Genomic DNA, 14,899 nt, shown 5'->3' with positions numbered 1-14,899 from the left:
GCCTCTTAATATGGGATTTGTTCGTCTTCTTTAGAAATGGGTTTGCCTTCTAAACAAAGCAGCATCTGGATCTGGTCTTCAAGTAAACTTGATTTCACTTGCGCATCAGCAAGAATTTTGTTTTGCTCAGCTTTGAGCGCGTCAATCTCTAATTGAACTAGCTCAGTGCTTGACGGTGCAGTAAATGGAATGTCGATAGTATGCTCAGCAATGACAAAGCCTAAGCCAGAATCGATATCGTATTTGAATGGATAAGGGCTGTATTTGTATGAACCGTCAAATTGCTTTTGTGCGTGGATATACAGCGTAACATTTAGGGTTTTATGTTGTGCTTTCATAGCAACTCCTTTAAAATAGTGACTGATCAGTGATTCTTATCATTGGTCTTGCCTCTTAAGCGGATTGGTCTCCGCTAAGAACTTCCGGTTAGCTTTGGTCGGCGATCCGGGTAAAAGAGCCCACCTCGGTGGGTTTTTTTACGTCTATAATTTGTTGCCCGTCTTTCCGAGCTGTCAGGTCTGGTCTTGCCTCGATCGTGGTCGATGGTCTTGCCTAGCTTTGGTCTAAAAGTTTTCCCTGGTACTGCTAAAAAATTGCCGTTATATCGTGGTAATCATGGTCAGTCGCGATGAGGGTGACGGTTCTCCTCCGACATAACAGCAATAAATCTGGTTTGAACACTTACCTAAACACTTGCTGTGTTGTTTGAAACACAAAACCGTTCTAGTTGCGCTAAAGTTTAATTAATCAAACAATACTGTCAAGGAAAAAGTTCGTTTTTTTAAACTTTATTTTGTGGGGAACAAAAAAACCCACGTGATTGTGGGTTTGAGAGGGGATTCTATATTAAATCTTGCTCTATTCTGACACAGACACCTATTATTTCACATGTCTCATCAAACTGTATGGGTTTATAATTTGGGTTAATTGGCATTAGATATTGATTGGGACCATCAATAACATATTGCTTAACTGTTGTTTCATTGCTTGGCTTTAATCTTGCTACAACAATTCGACCATTATAAACATCCTTTTCTGGGTCAACAATTACAATAGCCCCTTCTGGTATAGATATACGACTCCTTCCTGTCGTATCAACCATTGAATTACCAACCACACGGAGTGAAAAGGATTTATTGGAAACTTTTGCAGTAGTTTCTATCCATTCTGTAAACTCATCAAAATGCTGTTCAAGCATATCTTTCCAACGTCCTGCTTGTACATATGAGATTAAAGGTACTCGCCTCGTAATATCTGGTCCTTGGGTAGTATTACCTATAGTTTCCTCAATTAATCCTCCATCGATTAACCATTTTTCGCTAACACCAAGTACAGAAGCTAAGGATGATAGAAATTTAGCGGATGGCTCAGTACCACCGTTAACCCACTGACTAACAGTTCCTTTAGATGCACCTGTTGCATCCATTATGTGTTTACTCTTTAGTTTTAACTCTCGCATTCTCAGGTTAATGCGATCACTCATTGTTTGTATTGTCATGTTTGTATAATTAAACAAATCCGGTTTAATTTCTTGATTTTCTATAGTTTATTTATTTAAACTTTTGCATGAACTTCACAGGAGAAACTAATGAAGAAGCAAGATGTATTAGATTATTTTGGCGGAACTACAAAAACCGCTAATGCGCTAGGAATATCAAAATCAACAGTAAGCCTATGGAAAGAAACGATTCCTTGGAAATATGCTTTGCTGATTGAAAAAATAACTAACGGATCGTTGTTGGCAAGTATACAGACAGGTTCGATTTTAAACTGATTAAGGCAAATCAATTTTGCGACAGGAGACGCGAGTAGATGAATTTTGATATCGATATTGTTCGTTCCGAGGTTGAGAGCTGGGCCTCAGAACATGGTCAAGAGCACGTAGCGATTGAGATCAGTCGCGCTTACATGCGATTAGTAAATGATAAATCACAAGGGCGTTTACATGTGATTGAAGATGAGAACGGTAGGGCGGATTGGAAGGCGATCAACAACAACAGGCAGCAAATTTTCAGATGGTTACGTGGTGATTCTAGTGCGTCATTGAAAAAAATTGCAGAGCTAATGCCAGCAATTGAAATTGCGTTGCCCGCAGTGAGGCTAGCCAGACTTCGCGGTGATACTAAAAATTATTTAGCGTCAGTGGCGATACAACTTTTTGCTGATGCGATCAGTGAAATTTTATTAGAGGGGCGTGACATGTCACGTCACATAAATAATGCAGTCAATGCATTAAACGCTATTCCACGCCCGACCAGCGTGCATTAAAAGAGGCAAGACCAATGCTAAGAACAACTGAAATTATTACCTATTGCAATGGTTTTTTATTGAATGGAGAACCAGCAAATAGAGAGCAAATTGAAGATATTTTTGAAGGTCGAAGAGCGGCTGCAATTAGTGTGTGGGTTCAATACGAGCAGCAGAAGAAAAAATTGATGCTAAAAAAACTCACGCCAGAACAATACCAAAACGCGTGTCGTGACATTGCCAAAGCGCTGGGGGTGTGAAGTGAGGCCTTCTGATTTATTGTTAGATTTTGGGCGACCAGTGGCCTATTACCCTGGTCTTGTAAAACGTTTTGGCAGTGTTAATGCGGTGATCTTTTTTAGCCAAATTTTTTATTGGCAAGATAAAACCGATTCTGAACTGGGCGTTTATAAATCCTCAGAAGAAATCACATCTGAAACAGGTTTAAGTTATCGAGAGCAACTTACTGCGCGGAAACATTTAGTTAAGCGTGGGATCTTGGTTGAAACGGATAAGCGCTTAGAACATAAAATCTATTATCGGATAGATTGCGACCAACTTGATAGAATAATGTCACAACCTATTGAAAAAACACCAAATGCGCAAAGCGCATCTGGGGAAAGTCACAAAGGGGATTTCGCGGAACAACAAAACGAACAGCCGCGACAAAACAAATCCTACGGTGGCGGTGAAACAAATCCGCAATCCGATCCTACAGAGAATACTACAGAGATTACTACAGAGATTACTGATGGTACGTCAGGTGAACCTGACGACAAAAAGGCATCAACAAAAATTAAATTGAATTATGAATCTATCGTCAAAGCTTATCACGATATTTTACCTGCTATGCCCGCTATTCAAGTGATGACAGATGAACGCAAACGCAAGCTGAGAAACTTCTGGTTAAAATTTAATTTCAATCAAGAGCGCTGGGAGAACTATTTGACCTATGTTTCTAGCAATTGTCGCTGGATGCTTGAAGAGAGGGAAAATGGTCGTGGTGGCTTATGGCGCCGTAAAAACTTGGATTACTTGATTACTGAGCGCTGCTATGTTGCGGTCAAGGAGGAGCGAGCTAATGACAAATAATTACTTTGTGCCACCAAGCAGCACGGAAGCCGAGCAAGCGGTGTTAGGCGGTTTGATGATGAGTACGGATGAAGACAAACGTCAGTATGTGATTTCGCAGATCAAGCCGGAGTCGTTTTATCAGTGGTCTCACAATCGAATTTTCGCTGAAATTGTTAAATTGATTAAATCCAATTACCCAACGGATGTGATCACAGTAAGTGATGCCCTAACTGAAGCCGGTGATTTGGATAAAGTTGGCGGATTTGCCTATGTAGCCGAGCTTTGCAAGTTACCTACAGCAGCAAACATTGTGAATTATGCACGTATTGTCAGAGACAAAGCCATTCAGCGTTACGCAATTAATAATCTCAATACTTGCGTTGAAATGATGATGGCTAATGATGGTCTAGAAGTCAGCAATAAACTTGCCAATGTTCAGCAAGTAATTTCAAGTGTGATTGAGCATGCTAAAACAGGCAAAAGCAAAGGGTTACGACCTGCTCGTGATGTCGTCGGTGATTGGGTATGTGAGGTTGAAAGACGCTTTGATGATCCAAAAAATGCGGTAGGTTTTACGCTAGGGATTGAGTCGCTTGATGAGTTAATGGCCCCGAAACAAGCGCTAAGAGGTTCTCTAATTGTTGTGGGAGCTAGACCTAAAATGGGTAAGACAGCTTTCTACAACCGTGTTGCAACGCATTTTGCATTGAATCATAAACTCCCTACATTGCTATTTAGCCTAGAAATGACTGACCGTGGGATCATCGAACGTATGATCGCTCAAGAAGGTAATGTTTCAGCAGATATTTTCTATACTGGCGCACACGACGACATGGAAATGAATTGCGCATTAGCAAGGGCAGAAGAGATCGCTGAGTCGAATATGTATATCGATAGCACTCCTGGTGTTGATTTGCACCATATTATTGCTGAGTGTCGAAAGGTAAAAAGGGTTAAAGGGAAAGTTGGGCTTATTGCTGTGGATTATCTAACATTAATCAAAGCTGCCCCAGCAGAACGCCGCGATATTGCCTACGGTGACATTACAACGGGTTTAAAAAACTTAGCTAAGGAAATGGATTGTGTGGTCCTGTTACTTACCCAGCTTAACCGTAAGCTGGAAGAACGAGCAGACAAACGACCGACACCCGCTGATAGCAGAGATACAGGGCAAATAGAGCAAGATTGTGATGTGTGGATAGGTTTATATCGTGATGCAGTTTATAACACTAATGCGGACAAATCGTTGATGGAGATAATTTTACGATTAAACCGTGATGGTAAAACCGGTACCGCTTATGCTCAATTGGTTAACTCGTATATCAAAAATATCAACCAACGAGATGCAGAACTATTAGCCTTTAAAGGGCGAAAAAATAACCGAATTTACTCTCAAAAAGGAACACAAAACACAAACGCATTTTAAGCAGTTAACAAGGCTCGACCAAGCCATTGATCAATAAATTAGAGGCAGACCATGATAATCAAAGACCCCATCACACACGAATCACTCGTGCGTGATAACAGACCTATTTTCCCTGATGATGGATGCGACTATTCACAATGTCATATCGATCGCCTTCATGCAGCTGCAAGGGCGAGAATGAAAACACCTTATCAACCCAAGTTAAAACCACAAAAGAGGTAGGCATGTCAGGGCAATCAAGTTACTTGCCTGATGGGCTTCCTCACAATCGTGCTTTATGGCCAGAAGAATATCGCGAACTGGAGCAACTTGATTTATTGGCTAGTCGGTTAATTCGGCAACTGAAAAATCGCAAAATCTACAGAGAGCGCGTGCTGGTGGAAATTGAAAAGGCACCTGAGGTACATCGGGAATTTTTTAGAGATAGGTTGAATTATTGGTTAAACATAATGTAGAAGATAATAACTAAACTAAATAAAAGTGATGCAAAAATGAAATATAAACCGATGCCTAAAGAGTTTGTTTTGTTAGATGTTGAAAAAATCAATGGTTACTTATGTGCTGTTGAGTCATTGAATAGAGAGCCGAATGTTGCCCCTGAGTATGAATGCACTTATGTGGAAGAAAAAACGACCTTACTTAGCTCAGTTCAGTCAGTGATTGTTCGTCATAGCGATAAGCATCCCATTGAGCATTGGCATGTTTCGTTAGAGCAAATCAACGAAAAAGACATGATTAAGATAGTGGAAGAATGGTTTTTTCAGCTTGGTTTTGCTGCAAAGCATTCGGATTTACTAGAGGATTTAGTCGTTGGTTTTAGAGATTTAATTCAGCCATACACTATCGGTTCTTCAGTATATAGAGTGAATATATCCCCACCAATTTGGTATGCAATACGATGGGATATTTTTGTGATCCATTCTAGGCACGGCTCTCTTTTATTTGAATTTAACTTTAGTGATTAAATTATTTGTGAGCAATTGTACTAAAAGAGGCAAGACCAATGAAAATGACTACATCAGAACGTAAAGCTAAGCAGCGCGAGAGACAAAAGCAGCAAGGCTTAGTTAAAGTTGAATTATTACTTGATGAACAAGAAATGGAAATGCTCCAAAGAAACTGTGCATTACGTAGACCAGGAAGAGATCCGTATGATATCGCTGAATATATTTCTATGTTGACTAGAATTGATGACCGTTCAGTTATATCTTTGGTTACAGAGCTAAATAAACGACGTTGTAAAAAATGTAATGCTCAACTGCCGGTGGCTGAATGTTGCCTTAGTGGTAGTGTAGAGTGCTGGAATACTATGGGATGGCATGAATTGAAGTTAGTGATTTAAATTAGTGGGTTCAGGATTCTGCATAGGTACATTGGTCATGATAGTATTAGCTAAGTATGTGATGATCTGGCAAAAATGATATAGCCGGCGATCACATCAATTTTTGATAAGGAAACAAGGATGATTAATGAAGTATATAAATACGTTCCTCCTGAGCGTATTGATATTTTAGAGTCCAAGAGAATATGCTTTTCTACAAAGGAGCAGTTAAATGATAACTATGAGTTCCAGTTCAAGATAAAAGCATGTAGAGAAGATGTTGATGAGCAGCAATTTCTAATTGAGCAAATTCTTAAGAGTCATGACTTAAAAAATGAGCTAGCACTTTTAGACAGTATGAAATTTATAGCTGAGCATAATTTAGGTCGTAGTATAGATTTAAAAGAATTTTTATTTTTACTATTAAACATAAATCAAAATGGAAGTGATTTCATAAAAGGTCTAGTCAAAATATTAGAAAAAGAAGCTATCGGTGCTTTTCAAAAAAGGCTTTGTGTATTATGCCTAAGTAACAACCCAAGTAATAATTTAATGTGGGGCTATTATGCGAAATCATATACAGGATTCATGATTGGTTTTAACAGTGAACATCCTTTTTTTAATAAAAAAAAGAATGATTTTGATGTGGTTCGGAGTCTTAGAAATGTTGAATACATGGATGAAATACCAATCTTATATTTGAAGGATGCTATTGATAATAAAGCTGAAATAGAAACATCTATTTTTTATAATAAGCATACAGATCATCTAGCAGAACAGGAATGTCGATTTTTAGATATAGTAGAGAATGCAGCATCTGTTACCAAAGATGGATATCATTTATTCGACCTGCCCAAAGGATTAATAACCTCGATAACTTTTGGGCATAACATGTCTTCAAATGATGAAATGAATATTAAAAATATTATCACGAATGACCACTTCTTTGACGGAGTTTCGCTCTATAAAGCATCACCCAATGATGACAGTAGGATAATAGAGAGGCATAAATTGAAACTGGTTATATAACCATACTTGCTATATAATTTACCTATTGGTCTGAACACCCAATCTTAACACTTGCTGTGTCTACTGAGAGAAACGTATGGCACAGCATAGCTTTATCAAAATGTCTAACGACACTCTTGTACCTGCCAATCCAGCTGCGAGAGATTTTTTGCATTCCAAAATCAAGTGTGGTGACGTGCTTTATGCTGATTTTAAGAAGGCACGTAACCCTCGATTCCATCGTAAATACTTCGCATTACTTAACCTTGGGTATGAATACTGGGAACCAACCGGTGGCACTATTTCGCCTGAAGAAAAAGAGCTAGTATGCGGTTACGTTAAATTCCTCGCTTACTACACCGATAACGACGATGCCCTCCAATCCGCTGCGGATGTTTATCTAGACGAAATAGCACAGAAGCGCGCTCACAATATTTCAGCGACTAAGTCATTTGAAGCTTATCGTGCTTGGGCTACTGAGCAAGCTGGATATTTTGATACATACATAATGCCTGATGGCAGCAAGCGTCAAGTTCCTAAATCAATTAGCTTTGCCAGTATGGATGATTTTTCATTTAGTGAACTCTATAAAGCAACGCTCGATGTGCTCTGGAATTTTATTTTATTCCGTAAATTTTCCACCCAAGAAGCTGCTGAAAATGCGGCGGCTCAGTTATTAGATTTTACCTAGAGGCAAGACCAATGACCAAAAAATCAAAGAACAAAGAAGAGATGCAGTGGTTATCAGATGTAGCAGAACTCGGCTGTATTTGTTGTAGAAACATGGGGTATGGGGCAACTCCTGCGGAAATCCATCATACACGAACAGGGCAGGGAATAGCGCAGCGTGCTAGTCATAAGGATGTATTGCCGTTATGCCCGCCTCACCACCGCGCTAGCTATGATACCGGCTTTCATGCGGCCCCAAAAACATGGCAGCAAATTCACGGTACCGAAATCGAGTTATTAGAACAAACCAAAAGAGAAGTCATGGAGCTGCGCGCATGTCGTATCTGATAGCCATTAAAAAATATTGTTGATGTGTAATAGGTGGTGAACCAATGAAACTCGAAAATGCACTGAAAAACTTTCACCCTAAGTCACCTACATTCGGTAATGTAGCAGGTTGTACATCTCCTGACCGAATTACAGGTACAGATATCATGGCAGCTATGGGGATGGCAGAATCACAAGCTAAGTTCGGTATGACAGCCTTTCTAGCGAAGAATGATATCAGCGAAGAAGATAAATTTTCTACCGTGGAAGCATTGACCCAATACGCTAAAAAAATTACACCAAAGCTGGTGGCTAAAGCTGCAGGTAAAAAGTTGGGTTACTGTCTAATTGTTCTGGCCAGAATGGCATTTGAAGATTATGCCCGTTCAGCAGGTTCAGTTTTTCCATGTTCAGCATGTAGCGGTAAGGGCCTTATTTATAAGCGTAAGGACGTAGTCAAACATCCTGGTATAACGAGACTAGACGGAGCAGTGGTTATTGAGCCATGGATTGAAAATGAAAAGGTGGATGAGTTATGTGTTCCTTGCAATGGAAAAGGGCAAATAGCGCACCGTTGCCGCTGCAAAGGGCGAGGTAAGGTATTAGATGACATTCAAACTAAGCTGCAGGGCGTGCCTGTATTTAAAGATTGCCCTCGTTGTGCTGGCAAGGGGTTCAACCGGGTGCCGTCGTCTGTGGCATATAATGCGATAAAACACTTAGTACCTGATTTAACCCAATCGTCATGGTCACGAAATTGGAAGCCATTTTATGAAAAGTTAGCTAGTAAATGTTTTATTGAAGAAAGTGCGGCAGAACTGGCATTTAGCAGGGTAATAAAATAATGTGTTTTATTTGATTTTTGCATAAAATTGGCTTATTATCTTCTAATAATGGACTTTCTATACCTAGTCGCATTAAACAAATTCAAGGCCTCGCAATCGCGGGGTTTTTCGCACTATAGAGGTTTATATATGTTTGATTATTTTGAGGGGTTTGATGAGTTCGAGTGGGTTTAATTTATTGATATTGTTAAGTGGCTTATTGCTGAATTAAGCATATCTATATGATTAAAGTTAGTAATTAGATGAATTAAAGAAAAAAGCCATTCAGTATCAAATGGCTTAAATATCGAAAGTTGATTATTTATTGTTAATTATTAATTATCGTCATATACATCATTGTCTGGTACAATGTTGTTTGACATATCAAAGCCAATCAGGCCGCTATCATCTAACGAAATTCCAGCCCTTAGATACTTAGGGCCTAATAAATTATTAGGGTTTGAAAAAGATGGCGATCCATAGCAATATGAGAGCAGTGTTTGGTAGAACATCATGTCAAGTTTTGAGTGTAGATTTAAATTAACCACCTCTGTCCCTCCGCTAGCTCTTTCTAGCGTTAACCTAAAAGGAATATCCTCCCCCGCAAAGTCATTATATATACTAGAAAACCCTTTAACATTGAAAACTATATAACGGCGCCTTTCCATAAAAACCTCGCTTAAATTTTATTAATAGACTAAGTTTTTGAAATTCAATTTAACTGTAGTTAATTAAAGCAACAAAAGCTAATTAATATTAAAATATTTAATGGAATGTGTTTTTTGTATTTAAGTGAGTATCTTTGATTGATTGATTGATTGATTGATTGATTGATTGATTGATTGATTGATTGATTGATTGATTGATTGATTGATTGATTGATTGATTGATTGATTGATTGGTTGATTGGTTGATTCAAAATTAACACAGTCAGATCTAGCGAGAGAGATGGGAGTTAAAAAGCAGGAAATCACCCGGCTTTTTAATCTTCAACACTCAACTAAAATTGACACTATTAATCAAGCTATTATTGCAATGGGGCATAGACTAACCCTTTCATTATTATAGTGCAAAACATCTAACCAAGAGGTCGCCTAGTGCGGCCTTTTTTCGTATACAGCCCCCGCAAATCACTATTAACACGTTTAATTACTGCAATTAATTTGCTGGTGGCTACCTATTAACTAAATATCGGGCACTCCGTAGGGGGTGAAATCATGCGTATGGATAAATATAGCAACGCAGCCTACGGTAGTGCTGGGCTCACAGCATTCTTTGCAAGCTTATCGCTTTATGAGTGGGGCTTTATTATCGGGATGGCGTTTAGCATCATCCTTGGTTTAGCGACTTTCTTTATGAATAGGCGAGAACAGAGAAAGCGAACTCGATTATTTGAAGAACTGGTTAACAAAACAGACCCTCTAAACCCTTCAGCCACTGCACGAAAAGCCACCGAACTTATGGCGAAAGCCCCTAAGGATATCTAATGTCACTCAAACAAAAATTAACTGTGCTTGTTGGTGCAGGGGCTTCGGCTATCGCGTTAACAGTGATTGCGTATTTTGAAGGTGTTAGGTATGAGCCGTATGAAGATGTGGGTGGGGTTTTAACAGTTTGCTATGGGCATACAGGAAAGGACATTGTTCCCAACAAAGTTTATTCAAAAGAAGAATGCAATGAGCTGTTAGAGCTTGATTTTATGAGAACTAAACTTCAGGTAGATCGCCTGGTTAAAGTTCCTGTAAGTGAACATACCAAAGCTGCTCTGTATTCATTTGCATTCAATGTTGGTACCGGCGCATTTGCTAAGTCGACAATGCTTAAAAAGCTAAATGCAGGTGATCAATATGGTGCTTGTGAAGAGCTTAAAAAGTGGGTTTACGCTGGTGGAAAGGTATGGCGTGGGCTAGTTAATCGCAGAGAGGCGGAGGCGGCCATATGTCATGGAAACCTATAGTGGTTGTAATGTGTTTCATGCTACTTGCGATATCAATAATTGCTTTCGGTGCTTACCGTATAACAGATAACACATGCAGCATTGATAAAGTCAGTTTAGAAAAACGCTGTCAGAAAGCCATCGACCACTATAAAGGTCGGCAAGTTAATTTTTAATCTTCTATATGGTAACTGCCATGAATAAAGTTAGAGCATTGTTATTTATCGCTGCATGGGTGGCCATATGGGGAATGTGGAAACAACACGAAAGGATAGGTGAGTTAAATACCAAGAATGCCGCACTACTCGTCGAGCTGACAGAGCAAGTCAAAATTAATGAAGACTACCAAGAACGTGTCCAAGCTCTTCATAAACTCGATACAAAACATATTCAGGAACTAACCAATGCAAAAATTGAAATTGATAAGCTGCGTATTGCTGCTGAGCGTAATCCTGAGCGGGTGTATATCAAAGCCAGTTGTAAAAAAGCCGAGGGCACTACCGCCCCCGGCTTGGATGATGCAATCACCGCCAGACCTACTGACTCCGCTATCAGAAATTATTGGTTACTCAGGCAACGAATCGCTGAGTCCAATCAAATAATACTTGGCTTGCAAGATTTTATTAGATTGGAGTGTTTAAAATGAATTCAAGTATGCTGTTCTCTGAAACTAAATCTAGACTAATACAAGTTATTCCTGAGCAAATGCATTTAAAATAGCTCTTAGTTTTTCGTTTATTTGCTTGCCAGCTTTTTCTAGTTGGTATTCTGAGCTGTTAGGAAGAATCTCTTTGAGTAAAACACTCATATCCATAGCATCTATAAGATTTTTGAAAGCAACCACAACCTTATCGTTACCTGCAACATCATTTAATGCCTGTATTAAAAATGAAATAGATAAGTTGCTTGCGACCAACTCATTGTGTACTGATAAATTCATTTCTTCCAAATGAGCTAAACGTTCATTTTGAAGCTCTAATATTTCTATAAGTTTTTGTAATTCCATGACTTAGTTAACTCCATTTTTAGTAGTGGTGAACATGATGTGATTTTAGTTCTTTGATTGCATTCTAATACAAAACTTACTTTGGAATATCGAAATATACGGCTAAATCTCCCACTAATCTTAGTTTTATATTTCGTTATTAATGGAGTGAGATTTGTTCTCGGTAAGTATTGGTACAAGAGATAAACACGATGGCTAAACCGGATTGGGGGACGCTACAGCAACAGTTCCTCACCGAACATGCTATATCAGGAATATCCCCTAAAGAGTGGTGTGAAGACCAGGGACTCAATTACGCAACAGCAAGGCGATATATTAAAAAGCCAGCTGCGCAATCTGCGCAAAAAACTGCGCAAAAGAAATTGCGCACTGCGCACGAAAAAGAATGCGCAAAAGAGCCGATACACGATAGTGATATACCAACTGCGCAGAGTAGTGAACAAGATAATGCGCACGATGATGAAAACACGTTTAACCTGCGCAACTACAAGCTTACAGACCTACAATTTCGTTTCGTCAATGAGTATCTTATCGACTTAAATCGAACGGCTGCATATAAAAGAGCTGGTGGTAAATGTGATGGCCATAATGCCTACGCTAGCGCAAGTCAGATATATAGAAATATTGAGGTCAATCGAGCAATAAGAGACGCGCTAGCAGAACGAGAACGCAGAACAGAAATAACCCAAGATGCCGTATTAAAAATGTGGTGGGATATTGCGACCGCAGACGTTAATGAGCTAACTGAATACCGTCGCTTATGCTGTCGTCGCTGTTGGGGCTTTGGCTTCAATTACCAGTGGCGTGATGCGGTCGAATATGATGATGCTGTGAAAAAAGCCATGTTAGCAAATAAAGCGCGTGGGTGGCTACGGGCACCTGTGAGGAAGCATGATAGCCAAGTATGCATTGGTTAGATCCAAAGGGGAGCTGAGATGAACTGGTATGGTGAACTCAATGTCATGAGGAAGGTTACTGCGAAAGTGTAGCTATTTTCTATAACGATAAGGTAACTTTAAGTAGTAGGCCTGCTGCTCTTGAAATCCATTCGAAAAACTGGGAACTACCTTTTCGTTGTGGAGAATGCCAAAGCTAATTGGCTAAATATCAGTAGAATTTAGAGGTCCACATGAGCAACATAAATGAAAGAAATGCGAGTATTACACCAACAGATATACCGAAAGTTCCTTTGCTTTGGCTGGACGAAATAATAATTATGAATGAGATCGCAAACCCAATTATAGGGGCGGCGACTAATAATTGAACAATACCATCAAGCATAGTAAATCCCATTTAAGTGACTGTGTTCTATCATGCATGAATAAAAGACACAACCGCTATATTTTGCTATTAACTATTTTCCTTTTTAAAATTTAGAACTATAGTGTACTTAACCTAAATTTCAATGAAAGTGAAAATATATGAGTACGGAAAAAGTAGAATATAAAGTAGTTGGAAAAGGAATTTTAAATGCATTCTGGTTCGGGCTTATCGTATTCATCATTGCATTGATCATCAATCATGTTAACCCACATAGTCACTATGGAGGATGGTCAACCCTTTCCAGAGGGTTGTCGATGGTATTTATTATTTTTGGTGCTGGCGTTTATTGCTTTTTTTGTTTCATAATTGCTATAAATGAGTGGTTAGATAACAGGAAAAAGAGTCATGTTAATACTGAAAAGGCAATGATAGCCACATTTTTACATGGTACCGTTGCTTTGTTTGTGGGGGGTTGTACGTTGATTATCTTCTATCAGTAGCTTTTCCTTTTTATTCAAAAAATTACGCAAAGGCTACACATTGTGTAGCCTTTTTCTATTTAGGAGAGGTGGTTGTGAGTCAAAATACCAGCAGTAATGATATCTCCATCATAATTTAGACCACCTAATTGGCGGTTTTTTTATCTCTAAAGGAGGCGTGACATCATTAATGGATATATTCTGTTCAGATTTTTGAGTTTGATACACGCCAAGCCGGTGGAGCATCTGATCGTGTTCGGTTCCCAACAGATGACATTATTACTGCCATTAAAGGTGCACAACAATCTGCAACTGAGGGTAGAAATAATGGAATATAGTATGTTTTATTTTAGATAAGATGTGCTATTAATTGTTATTATAAGATAAATCCTAATGATATTTGTGTAAGCCAAGGTGTAGCTTTAGAATTCACATTGACAACTTGAGTTACTATCACATGGGTTACAATAAGGCTATGTTATATATCTTAGCTACTCTCACTTTTTCATCACAAGCTAATTCATTATGGACTTACGAAGGTAGTGGAGCACCTGAAAATTGGGGGAAGCTGAGCGACGAATTCAAAGTTTGTGAAAATGGATTTAACCAATCCCCGATTAATATTGATAAGGTCATTGATGGCAAATTAAAGCCATTATCTATAAACATACATACCCACGCACAAAAAATCATCAATAATGGGCACTCAATACAAATCAATGTTAATGATGATGATGACTTTTCTATTGATGGAGCAACTTACCAATTAAAACAATTTCACTTTCATAGCCCAAGCGAAAATGAAATAAAAGGTAAGCAATATCCATTGGAGTTGCATTTTGTTCATTCCAAAAATGATGGTGGAGTTGCTGTACTCGCAATTATGTTAGAGGAAGGTGATGCGAATCCTGCCATCGAGCAAGTGTTGAGTAATATACCGGAAGAAAAAAATCAGGAAAAAGAGTTAGGTACAAATATTAACTTAGCTGCTCTTTATCCAGAAGACAAAAGCTATTACCGTTTTAGCGGTTCTTTAACGACACCACCGTGTACTGAAGGCGTGGTATGGTTAGTGATGAAACAGCCAATAAAAGCATCAAAAGAACAAATAAAGAAATTTCAACAAGCCTTGGGGCATTCAAACAATCGGCCCGTTCAGCCATTATATGGTCGGTTGATCGTAAACTGATATAAGCTTCAGTATAAAGCGCCAACGGGAGTAGTTGGCGCATTTTCAAATCACATAAAGTGTTTTTTATGGCCTAATTCCTATGTTTCAGGGTTACCATAAAAATGCTTTTCCAGTTGTTTCAATCAAT

General features: G+C 38.8%; 23 protein-coding genes and 1 pseudogene. 20 read left to right on the top strand and 4 right to left on the bottom strand.

Annotated elements, in window-relative coordinates; translation table 11 throughout:
• Positions 1–5: 5 nt before the first annotated feature.
• Both G3341_RS12465 and G3341_RS12460 read right to left on the bottom strand, forming a co-directional pair.
• Positions 6–338, bottom strand: a complete 333-nt coding sequence (locus G3341_RS12465) for a hypothetical protein (RefSeq protein ID WP_163862172.1) — start codon at positions 336–338, stop codon at positions 6–8.
• Positions 339–841: 503 nt separating this feature from the next.
• A complete protein-coding gene (locus G3341_RS12460) occupies positions 842–1,426 on the bottom strand; it encodes a LexA family transcriptional regulator (protein WP_223854751.1) in 585 nt (194 codons plus the stop codon).
• A 162-nt stretch (positions 1,427–1,588) separates the two neighbouring features.
• Here G3341_RS12460 and G3341_RS12455 point away from each other — a divergent pair, with 162 nt between their 5' ends.
• The 12 genes from G3341_RS12455 (at position 1,589) to G3341_RS12400 (ending at position 8,917) form a co-directional block, all read left to right on the top strand.
• Positions 1,589–1,774 carry a Cro/CI family transcriptional regulator gene (locus G3341_RS12455; RefSeq protein ID WP_150375409.1) on the top strand — a complete coding sequence of 62 codons (186 nt, stop codon included), beginning with the start codon at positions 1,589–1,591 and terminating at the stop codon, positions 1,772–1,774.
• Between the two features lie 38 nt (positions 1,775–1,812).
• Positions 1,813–2,268: a toxin YdaT family protein gene (locus tag G3341_RS12450; protein ID WP_163862168.1), complete on the top strand. Its 456-nt coding sequence runs from the start codon at positions 1,813–1,815 to the stop codon at positions 2,266–2,268.
• Positions 2,269–2,282: 14 nt separating this feature from the next.
• Positions 2,283–2,507: a hypothetical protein gene (locus G3341_RS12445; protein WP_163862164.1), complete on the top strand. Its 225-nt coding sequence runs from the start codon at positions 2,283–2,285 to the stop codon at positions 2,505–2,507.
• 1 nt (position 2,508) lies between these two features.
• A complete protein-coding gene (locus G3341_RS12440; RefSeq protein WP_163862161.1) occupies positions 2,509–3,339 on the top strand; it encodes a replication protein in 831 nt (276 codons plus the stop codon).
• Complete coding sequence (locus tag G3341_RS12435; RefSeq protein ID WP_163862157.1) at positions 3,329–4,747, top strand: replicative DNA helicase; 1,419 nt, start codon at positions 3,329–3,331, stop codon at positions 4,745–4,747. Before G3341_RS12440 ends, G3341_RS12435 begins: the two co-directional genes overlap by 11 nt.
• Before the next feature lie 224 nt (positions 4,748–4,971).
• Entirely contained in the window at positions 4,972–5,202 is a 231-nt protein-coding gene (locus G3341_RS12430; protein ID WP_163862155.1) for a hypothetical protein, read from the top strand.
• A 36-nt stretch (positions 5,203–5,238) separates the two neighbouring features.
• On the top strand, positions 5,239–5,712 hold the full coding sequence (locus tag G3341_RS12425) for a hypothetical protein (protein ID WP_163862152.1): 474 nt from the start codon (positions 5,239–5,241) through the stop codon (positions 5,710–5,712).
• Positions 5,713–5,750: 38 nt separating this feature from the next.
• Positions 5,751–6,089, top strand: a complete 339-nt coding sequence (locus G3341_RS12420; protein ID WP_163862149.1) for a hypothetical protein — start codon at positions 5,751–5,753, stop codon at positions 6,087–6,089.
• 120 nt (positions 6,090–6,209) lie between these two features.
• Positions 6,210–7,097, top strand: coding sequence for a DUF2971 domain-containing protein (locus G3341_RS12415; RefSeq protein ID WP_163862146.1), 888 nt, complete (start codon positions 6,210–6,212; stop codon positions 7,095–7,097).
• Between the two features lie 76 nt (positions 7,098–7,173).
• Entirely contained in the window at positions 7,174–7,767 is a 594-nt protein-coding gene (locus G3341_RS12410) for a DUF1367 family protein (protein WP_163862143.1), read from the top strand.
• An 11-nt stretch (positions 7,768–7,778) separates the two neighbouring features.
• Entirely contained in the window at positions 7,779–8,093 is a 315-nt protein-coding gene (locus G3341_RS12405) for a Ref family recombination enhancement nuclease (RefSeq protein WP_163862139.1), read from the top strand.
• 44 nt (positions 8,094–8,137) lie between these two features.
• Complete coding sequence (locus tag G3341_RS12400) at positions 8,138–8,917, top strand: antitermination protein (protein ID WP_163862136.1); 780 nt, start codon at positions 8,138–8,140, stop codon at positions 8,915–8,917.
• 314 nt (positions 8,918–9,231) lie between these two features.
• On the opposite strand, the gene G3341_RS12395 is transcribed toward G3341_RS12400, so the two are convergent.
• Positions 9,232–9,564, bottom strand: coding sequence for a hypothetical protein (locus G3341_RS12395; protein WP_163862133.1), 333 nt, complete (start codon positions 9,562–9,564; stop codon positions 9,232–9,234).
• A 280-nt stretch (positions 9,565–9,844) separates the two neighbouring features.
• Here G3341_RS12395 and G3341_RS20895 point away from each other — a divergent pair, with 280 nt between their 5' ends.
• From G3341_RS20895 to G3341_RS12375, 5 genes are all read left to right on the top strand, one after another.
• Positions 9,845–9,964 (top strand): hypothetical protein, encoded by a 120-nt coding sequence (locus tag G3341_RS20895; RefSeq protein ID WP_120752678.1) that lies wholly within the window; start codon positions 9,845–9,847, stop codon positions 9,962–9,964.
• A gap of 149 nt (positions 9,965–10,113) precedes the next feature.
• Positions 10,114–10,383, top strand: a complete 270-nt coding sequence (locus tag G3341_RS12385) for an HP1 family phage holin (protein ID WP_163862130.1) — start codon at positions 10,114–10,116, stop codon at positions 10,381–10,383.
• Positions 10,383–10,853 (top strand): lysozyme, encoded by a 471-nt coding sequence (locus G3341_RS12380; RefSeq protein ID WP_004918815.1) that lies wholly within the window; start codon positions 10,383–10,385, stop codon positions 10,851–10,853. Before G3341_RS12385 ends, G3341_RS12380 begins: the two co-directional genes overlap by 1 nt.
• Positions 10,835–11,008: a hypothetical protein gene (locus G3341_RS20485; protein ID WP_167520922.1), complete on the top strand. Its 174-nt coding sequence runs from the start codon at positions 10,835–10,837 to the stop codon at positions 11,006–11,008. Before G3341_RS12380 ends, G3341_RS20485 begins: the two co-directional genes overlap by 19 nt.
• 20 nt (positions 11,009–11,028) lie before the next feature.
• Complete coding sequence (locus G3341_RS12375) at positions 11,029–11,478, top strand: lysis system i-spanin subunit Rz (RefSeq protein ID WP_244316427.1); 450 nt, start codon at positions 11,029–11,031, stop codon at positions 11,476–11,478.
• Between the two features lie 45 nt (positions 11,479–11,523).
• Here the strand turns inward: G3341_RS12375 and G3341_RS12370 are convergent, their stop codons facing one another.
• Positions 11,524–11,838 (bottom strand): hypothetical protein, encoded by a 315-nt coding sequence (locus G3341_RS12370; RefSeq protein ID WP_163862124.1) that lies wholly within the window; start codon positions 11,836–11,838, stop codon positions 11,524–11,526.
• Positions 11,839–12,029: 191 nt separating this feature from the next.
• Here G3341_RS12370 and G3341_RS12365 point away from each other — a divergent pair.
• The 3 genes and pseudogenes from G3341_RS12365 to G3341_RS12355 all read left to right on the top strand — a co-directional run.
• A pseudogene (locus tag G3341_RS12365) lies at positions 12,030–12,695 on the top strand (terminase small subunit); the annotation flags it as partial.
• Between the two features lie 564 nt (positions 12,696–13,259).
• Positions 13,260–13,601 carry a hypothetical protein gene (locus tag G3341_RS12360; protein ID WP_154623575.1) on the top strand — a complete coding sequence of 114 codons (342 nt, stop codon included), beginning with the start codon at positions 13,260–13,262 and terminating at the stop codon, positions 13,599–13,601.
• A 454-nt stretch (positions 13,602–14,055) separates the two neighbouring features.
• Positions 14,056–14,769 carry a carbonic anhydrase gene (locus G3341_RS12355; RefSeq protein ID WP_163862121.1) on the top strand — a complete coding sequence of 238 codons (714 nt, stop codon included), beginning with the start codon at positions 14,056–14,058 and terminating at the stop codon, positions 14,767–14,769.
• Positions 14,770–14,899 lie beyond the last annotated feature (130 nt).

This window comes from Providencia vermicola, assembly GCF_010748935.1.
In the GTDB taxonomy this organism is placed as follows: Bacteria; Pseudomonadota; Gammaproteobacteria; order Enterobacterales; family Enterobacteriaceae; genus Providencia; species Providencia zhejiangensis.
Note: the sequence above shows the minus strand (reverse complement) of the source record. Positions and strands in the feature narration are given on the sequence as shown.

What these genes read in the sequence shown, in the direction of transcription:
- G3341_RS12465 (WP_163862172.1), bottom strand. Translation starts at nt 338, where the DNA reads ATGAAAGCACAACATAAAACCCTAAATGTTACGCTGTATATCCACGCA.
- G3341_RS12460 (WP_223854751.1), bottom strand. Translation starts at nt 1,426, where the DNA reads ATGGATGCAACAGGTGCATCTAAAGGAACTGTTAGTCAGTGGGTTAAC.
- G3341_RS12455 (WP_150375409.1), top strand. Translation starts at nt 1,589, where the DNA reads ATGAAGAAGCAAGATGTATTAGATTATTTTGGCGGAACTACAAAAACC.
- G3341_RS12450 (WP_163862168.1), top strand. Translation starts at nt 1,813, where the DNA reads ATGAATTTTGATATCGATATTGTTCGTTCCGAGGTTGAGAGCTGGGCC.
- G3341_RS12445 (WP_163862164.1), top strand. Translation starts at nt 2,283, where the DNA reads ATGCTAAGAACAACTGAAATTATTACCTATTGCAATGGTTTTTTATTG.
- G3341_RS12435 (WP_163862157.1), top strand. Translation starts at nt 3,329, where the DNA reads ATGACAAATAATTACTTTGTGCCACCAAGCAGCACGGAAGCCGAGCAA.
- G3341_RS12430 (WP_163862155.1), top strand. Translation starts at nt 4,972, where the DNA reads ATGTCAGGGCAATCAAGTTACTTGCCTGATGGGCTTCCTCACAATCGT.
- G3341_RS12425 (WP_163862152.1), top strand. Translation starts at nt 5,239, where the DNA reads ATGAAATATAAACCGATGCCTAAAGAGTTTGTTTTGTTAGATGTTGAA.
- G3341_RS12420 (WP_163862149.1), top strand. Translation starts at nt 5,751, where the DNA reads ATGAAAATGACTACATCAGAACGTAAAGCTAAGCAGCGCGAGAGACAA.
- G3341_RS12415 (WP_163862146.1), top strand. Translation starts at nt 6,210, where the DNA reads ATGATTAATGAAGTATATAAATACGTTCCTCCTGAGCGTATTGATATT.
- G3341_RS12410 (WP_163862143.1), top strand. Translation starts at nt 7,174, where the DNA reads ATGGCACAGCATAGCTTTATCAAAATGTCTAACGACACTCTTGTACCT.
- G3341_RS12405 (WP_163862139.1), top strand. Translation starts at nt 7,779, where the DNA reads ATGACCAAAAAATCAAAGAACAAAGAAGAGATGCAGTGGTTATCAGAT.
- G3341_RS12400 (WP_163862136.1), top strand. Translation starts at nt 8,138, where the DNA reads ATGAAACTCGAAAATGCACTGAAAAACTTTCACCCTAAGTCACCTACA.
- G3341_RS12395 (WP_163862133.1), bottom strand. Translation starts at nt 9,564, where the DNA reads ATGGAAAGGCGCCGTTATATAGTTTTCAATGTTAAAGGGTTTTCTAGT.
- G3341_RS20895 (WP_120752678.1), top strand. Translation starts at nt 9,845, where the DNA reads ATGGGAGTTAAAAAGCAGGAAATCACCCGGCTTTTTAATCTTCAACAC.
- G3341_RS12385 (WP_163862130.1), top strand. Translation starts at nt 10,114, where the DNA reads ATGCGTATGGATAAATATAGCAACGCAGCCTACGGTAGTGCTGGGCTC.
- G3341_RS12380 (WP_004918815.1), top strand. Translation starts at nt 10,383, where the DNA reads ATGTCACTCAAACAAAAATTAACTGTGCTTGTTGGTGCAGGGGCTTCG.
- G3341_RS20485 (WP_167520922.1), top strand. Translation starts at nt 10,835, where the DNA reads ATGTCATGGAAACCTATAGTGGTTGTAATGTGTTTCATGCTACTTGCG.
- G3341_RS12375 (WP_244316427.1), top strand. Translation starts at nt 11,029, where the DNA reads ATGAATAAAGTTAGAGCATTGTTATTTATCGCTGCATGGGTGGCCATA.
- G3341_RS12370 (WP_163862124.1), bottom strand. Translation starts at nt 11,838, where the DNA reads ATGGAATTACAAAAACTTATAGAAATATTAGAGCTTCAAAATGAACGT.
- G3341_RS12360 (WP_154623575.1), top strand. Translation starts at nt 13,260, where the DNA reads ATGAGTACGGAAAAAGTAGAATATAAAGTAGTTGGAAAAGGAATTTTA.
- G3341_RS12355 (WP_163862121.1), top strand. Translation starts at nt 14,056, where the DNA reads ATGTTATATATCTTAGCTACTCTCACTTTTTCATCACAAGCTAATTCA.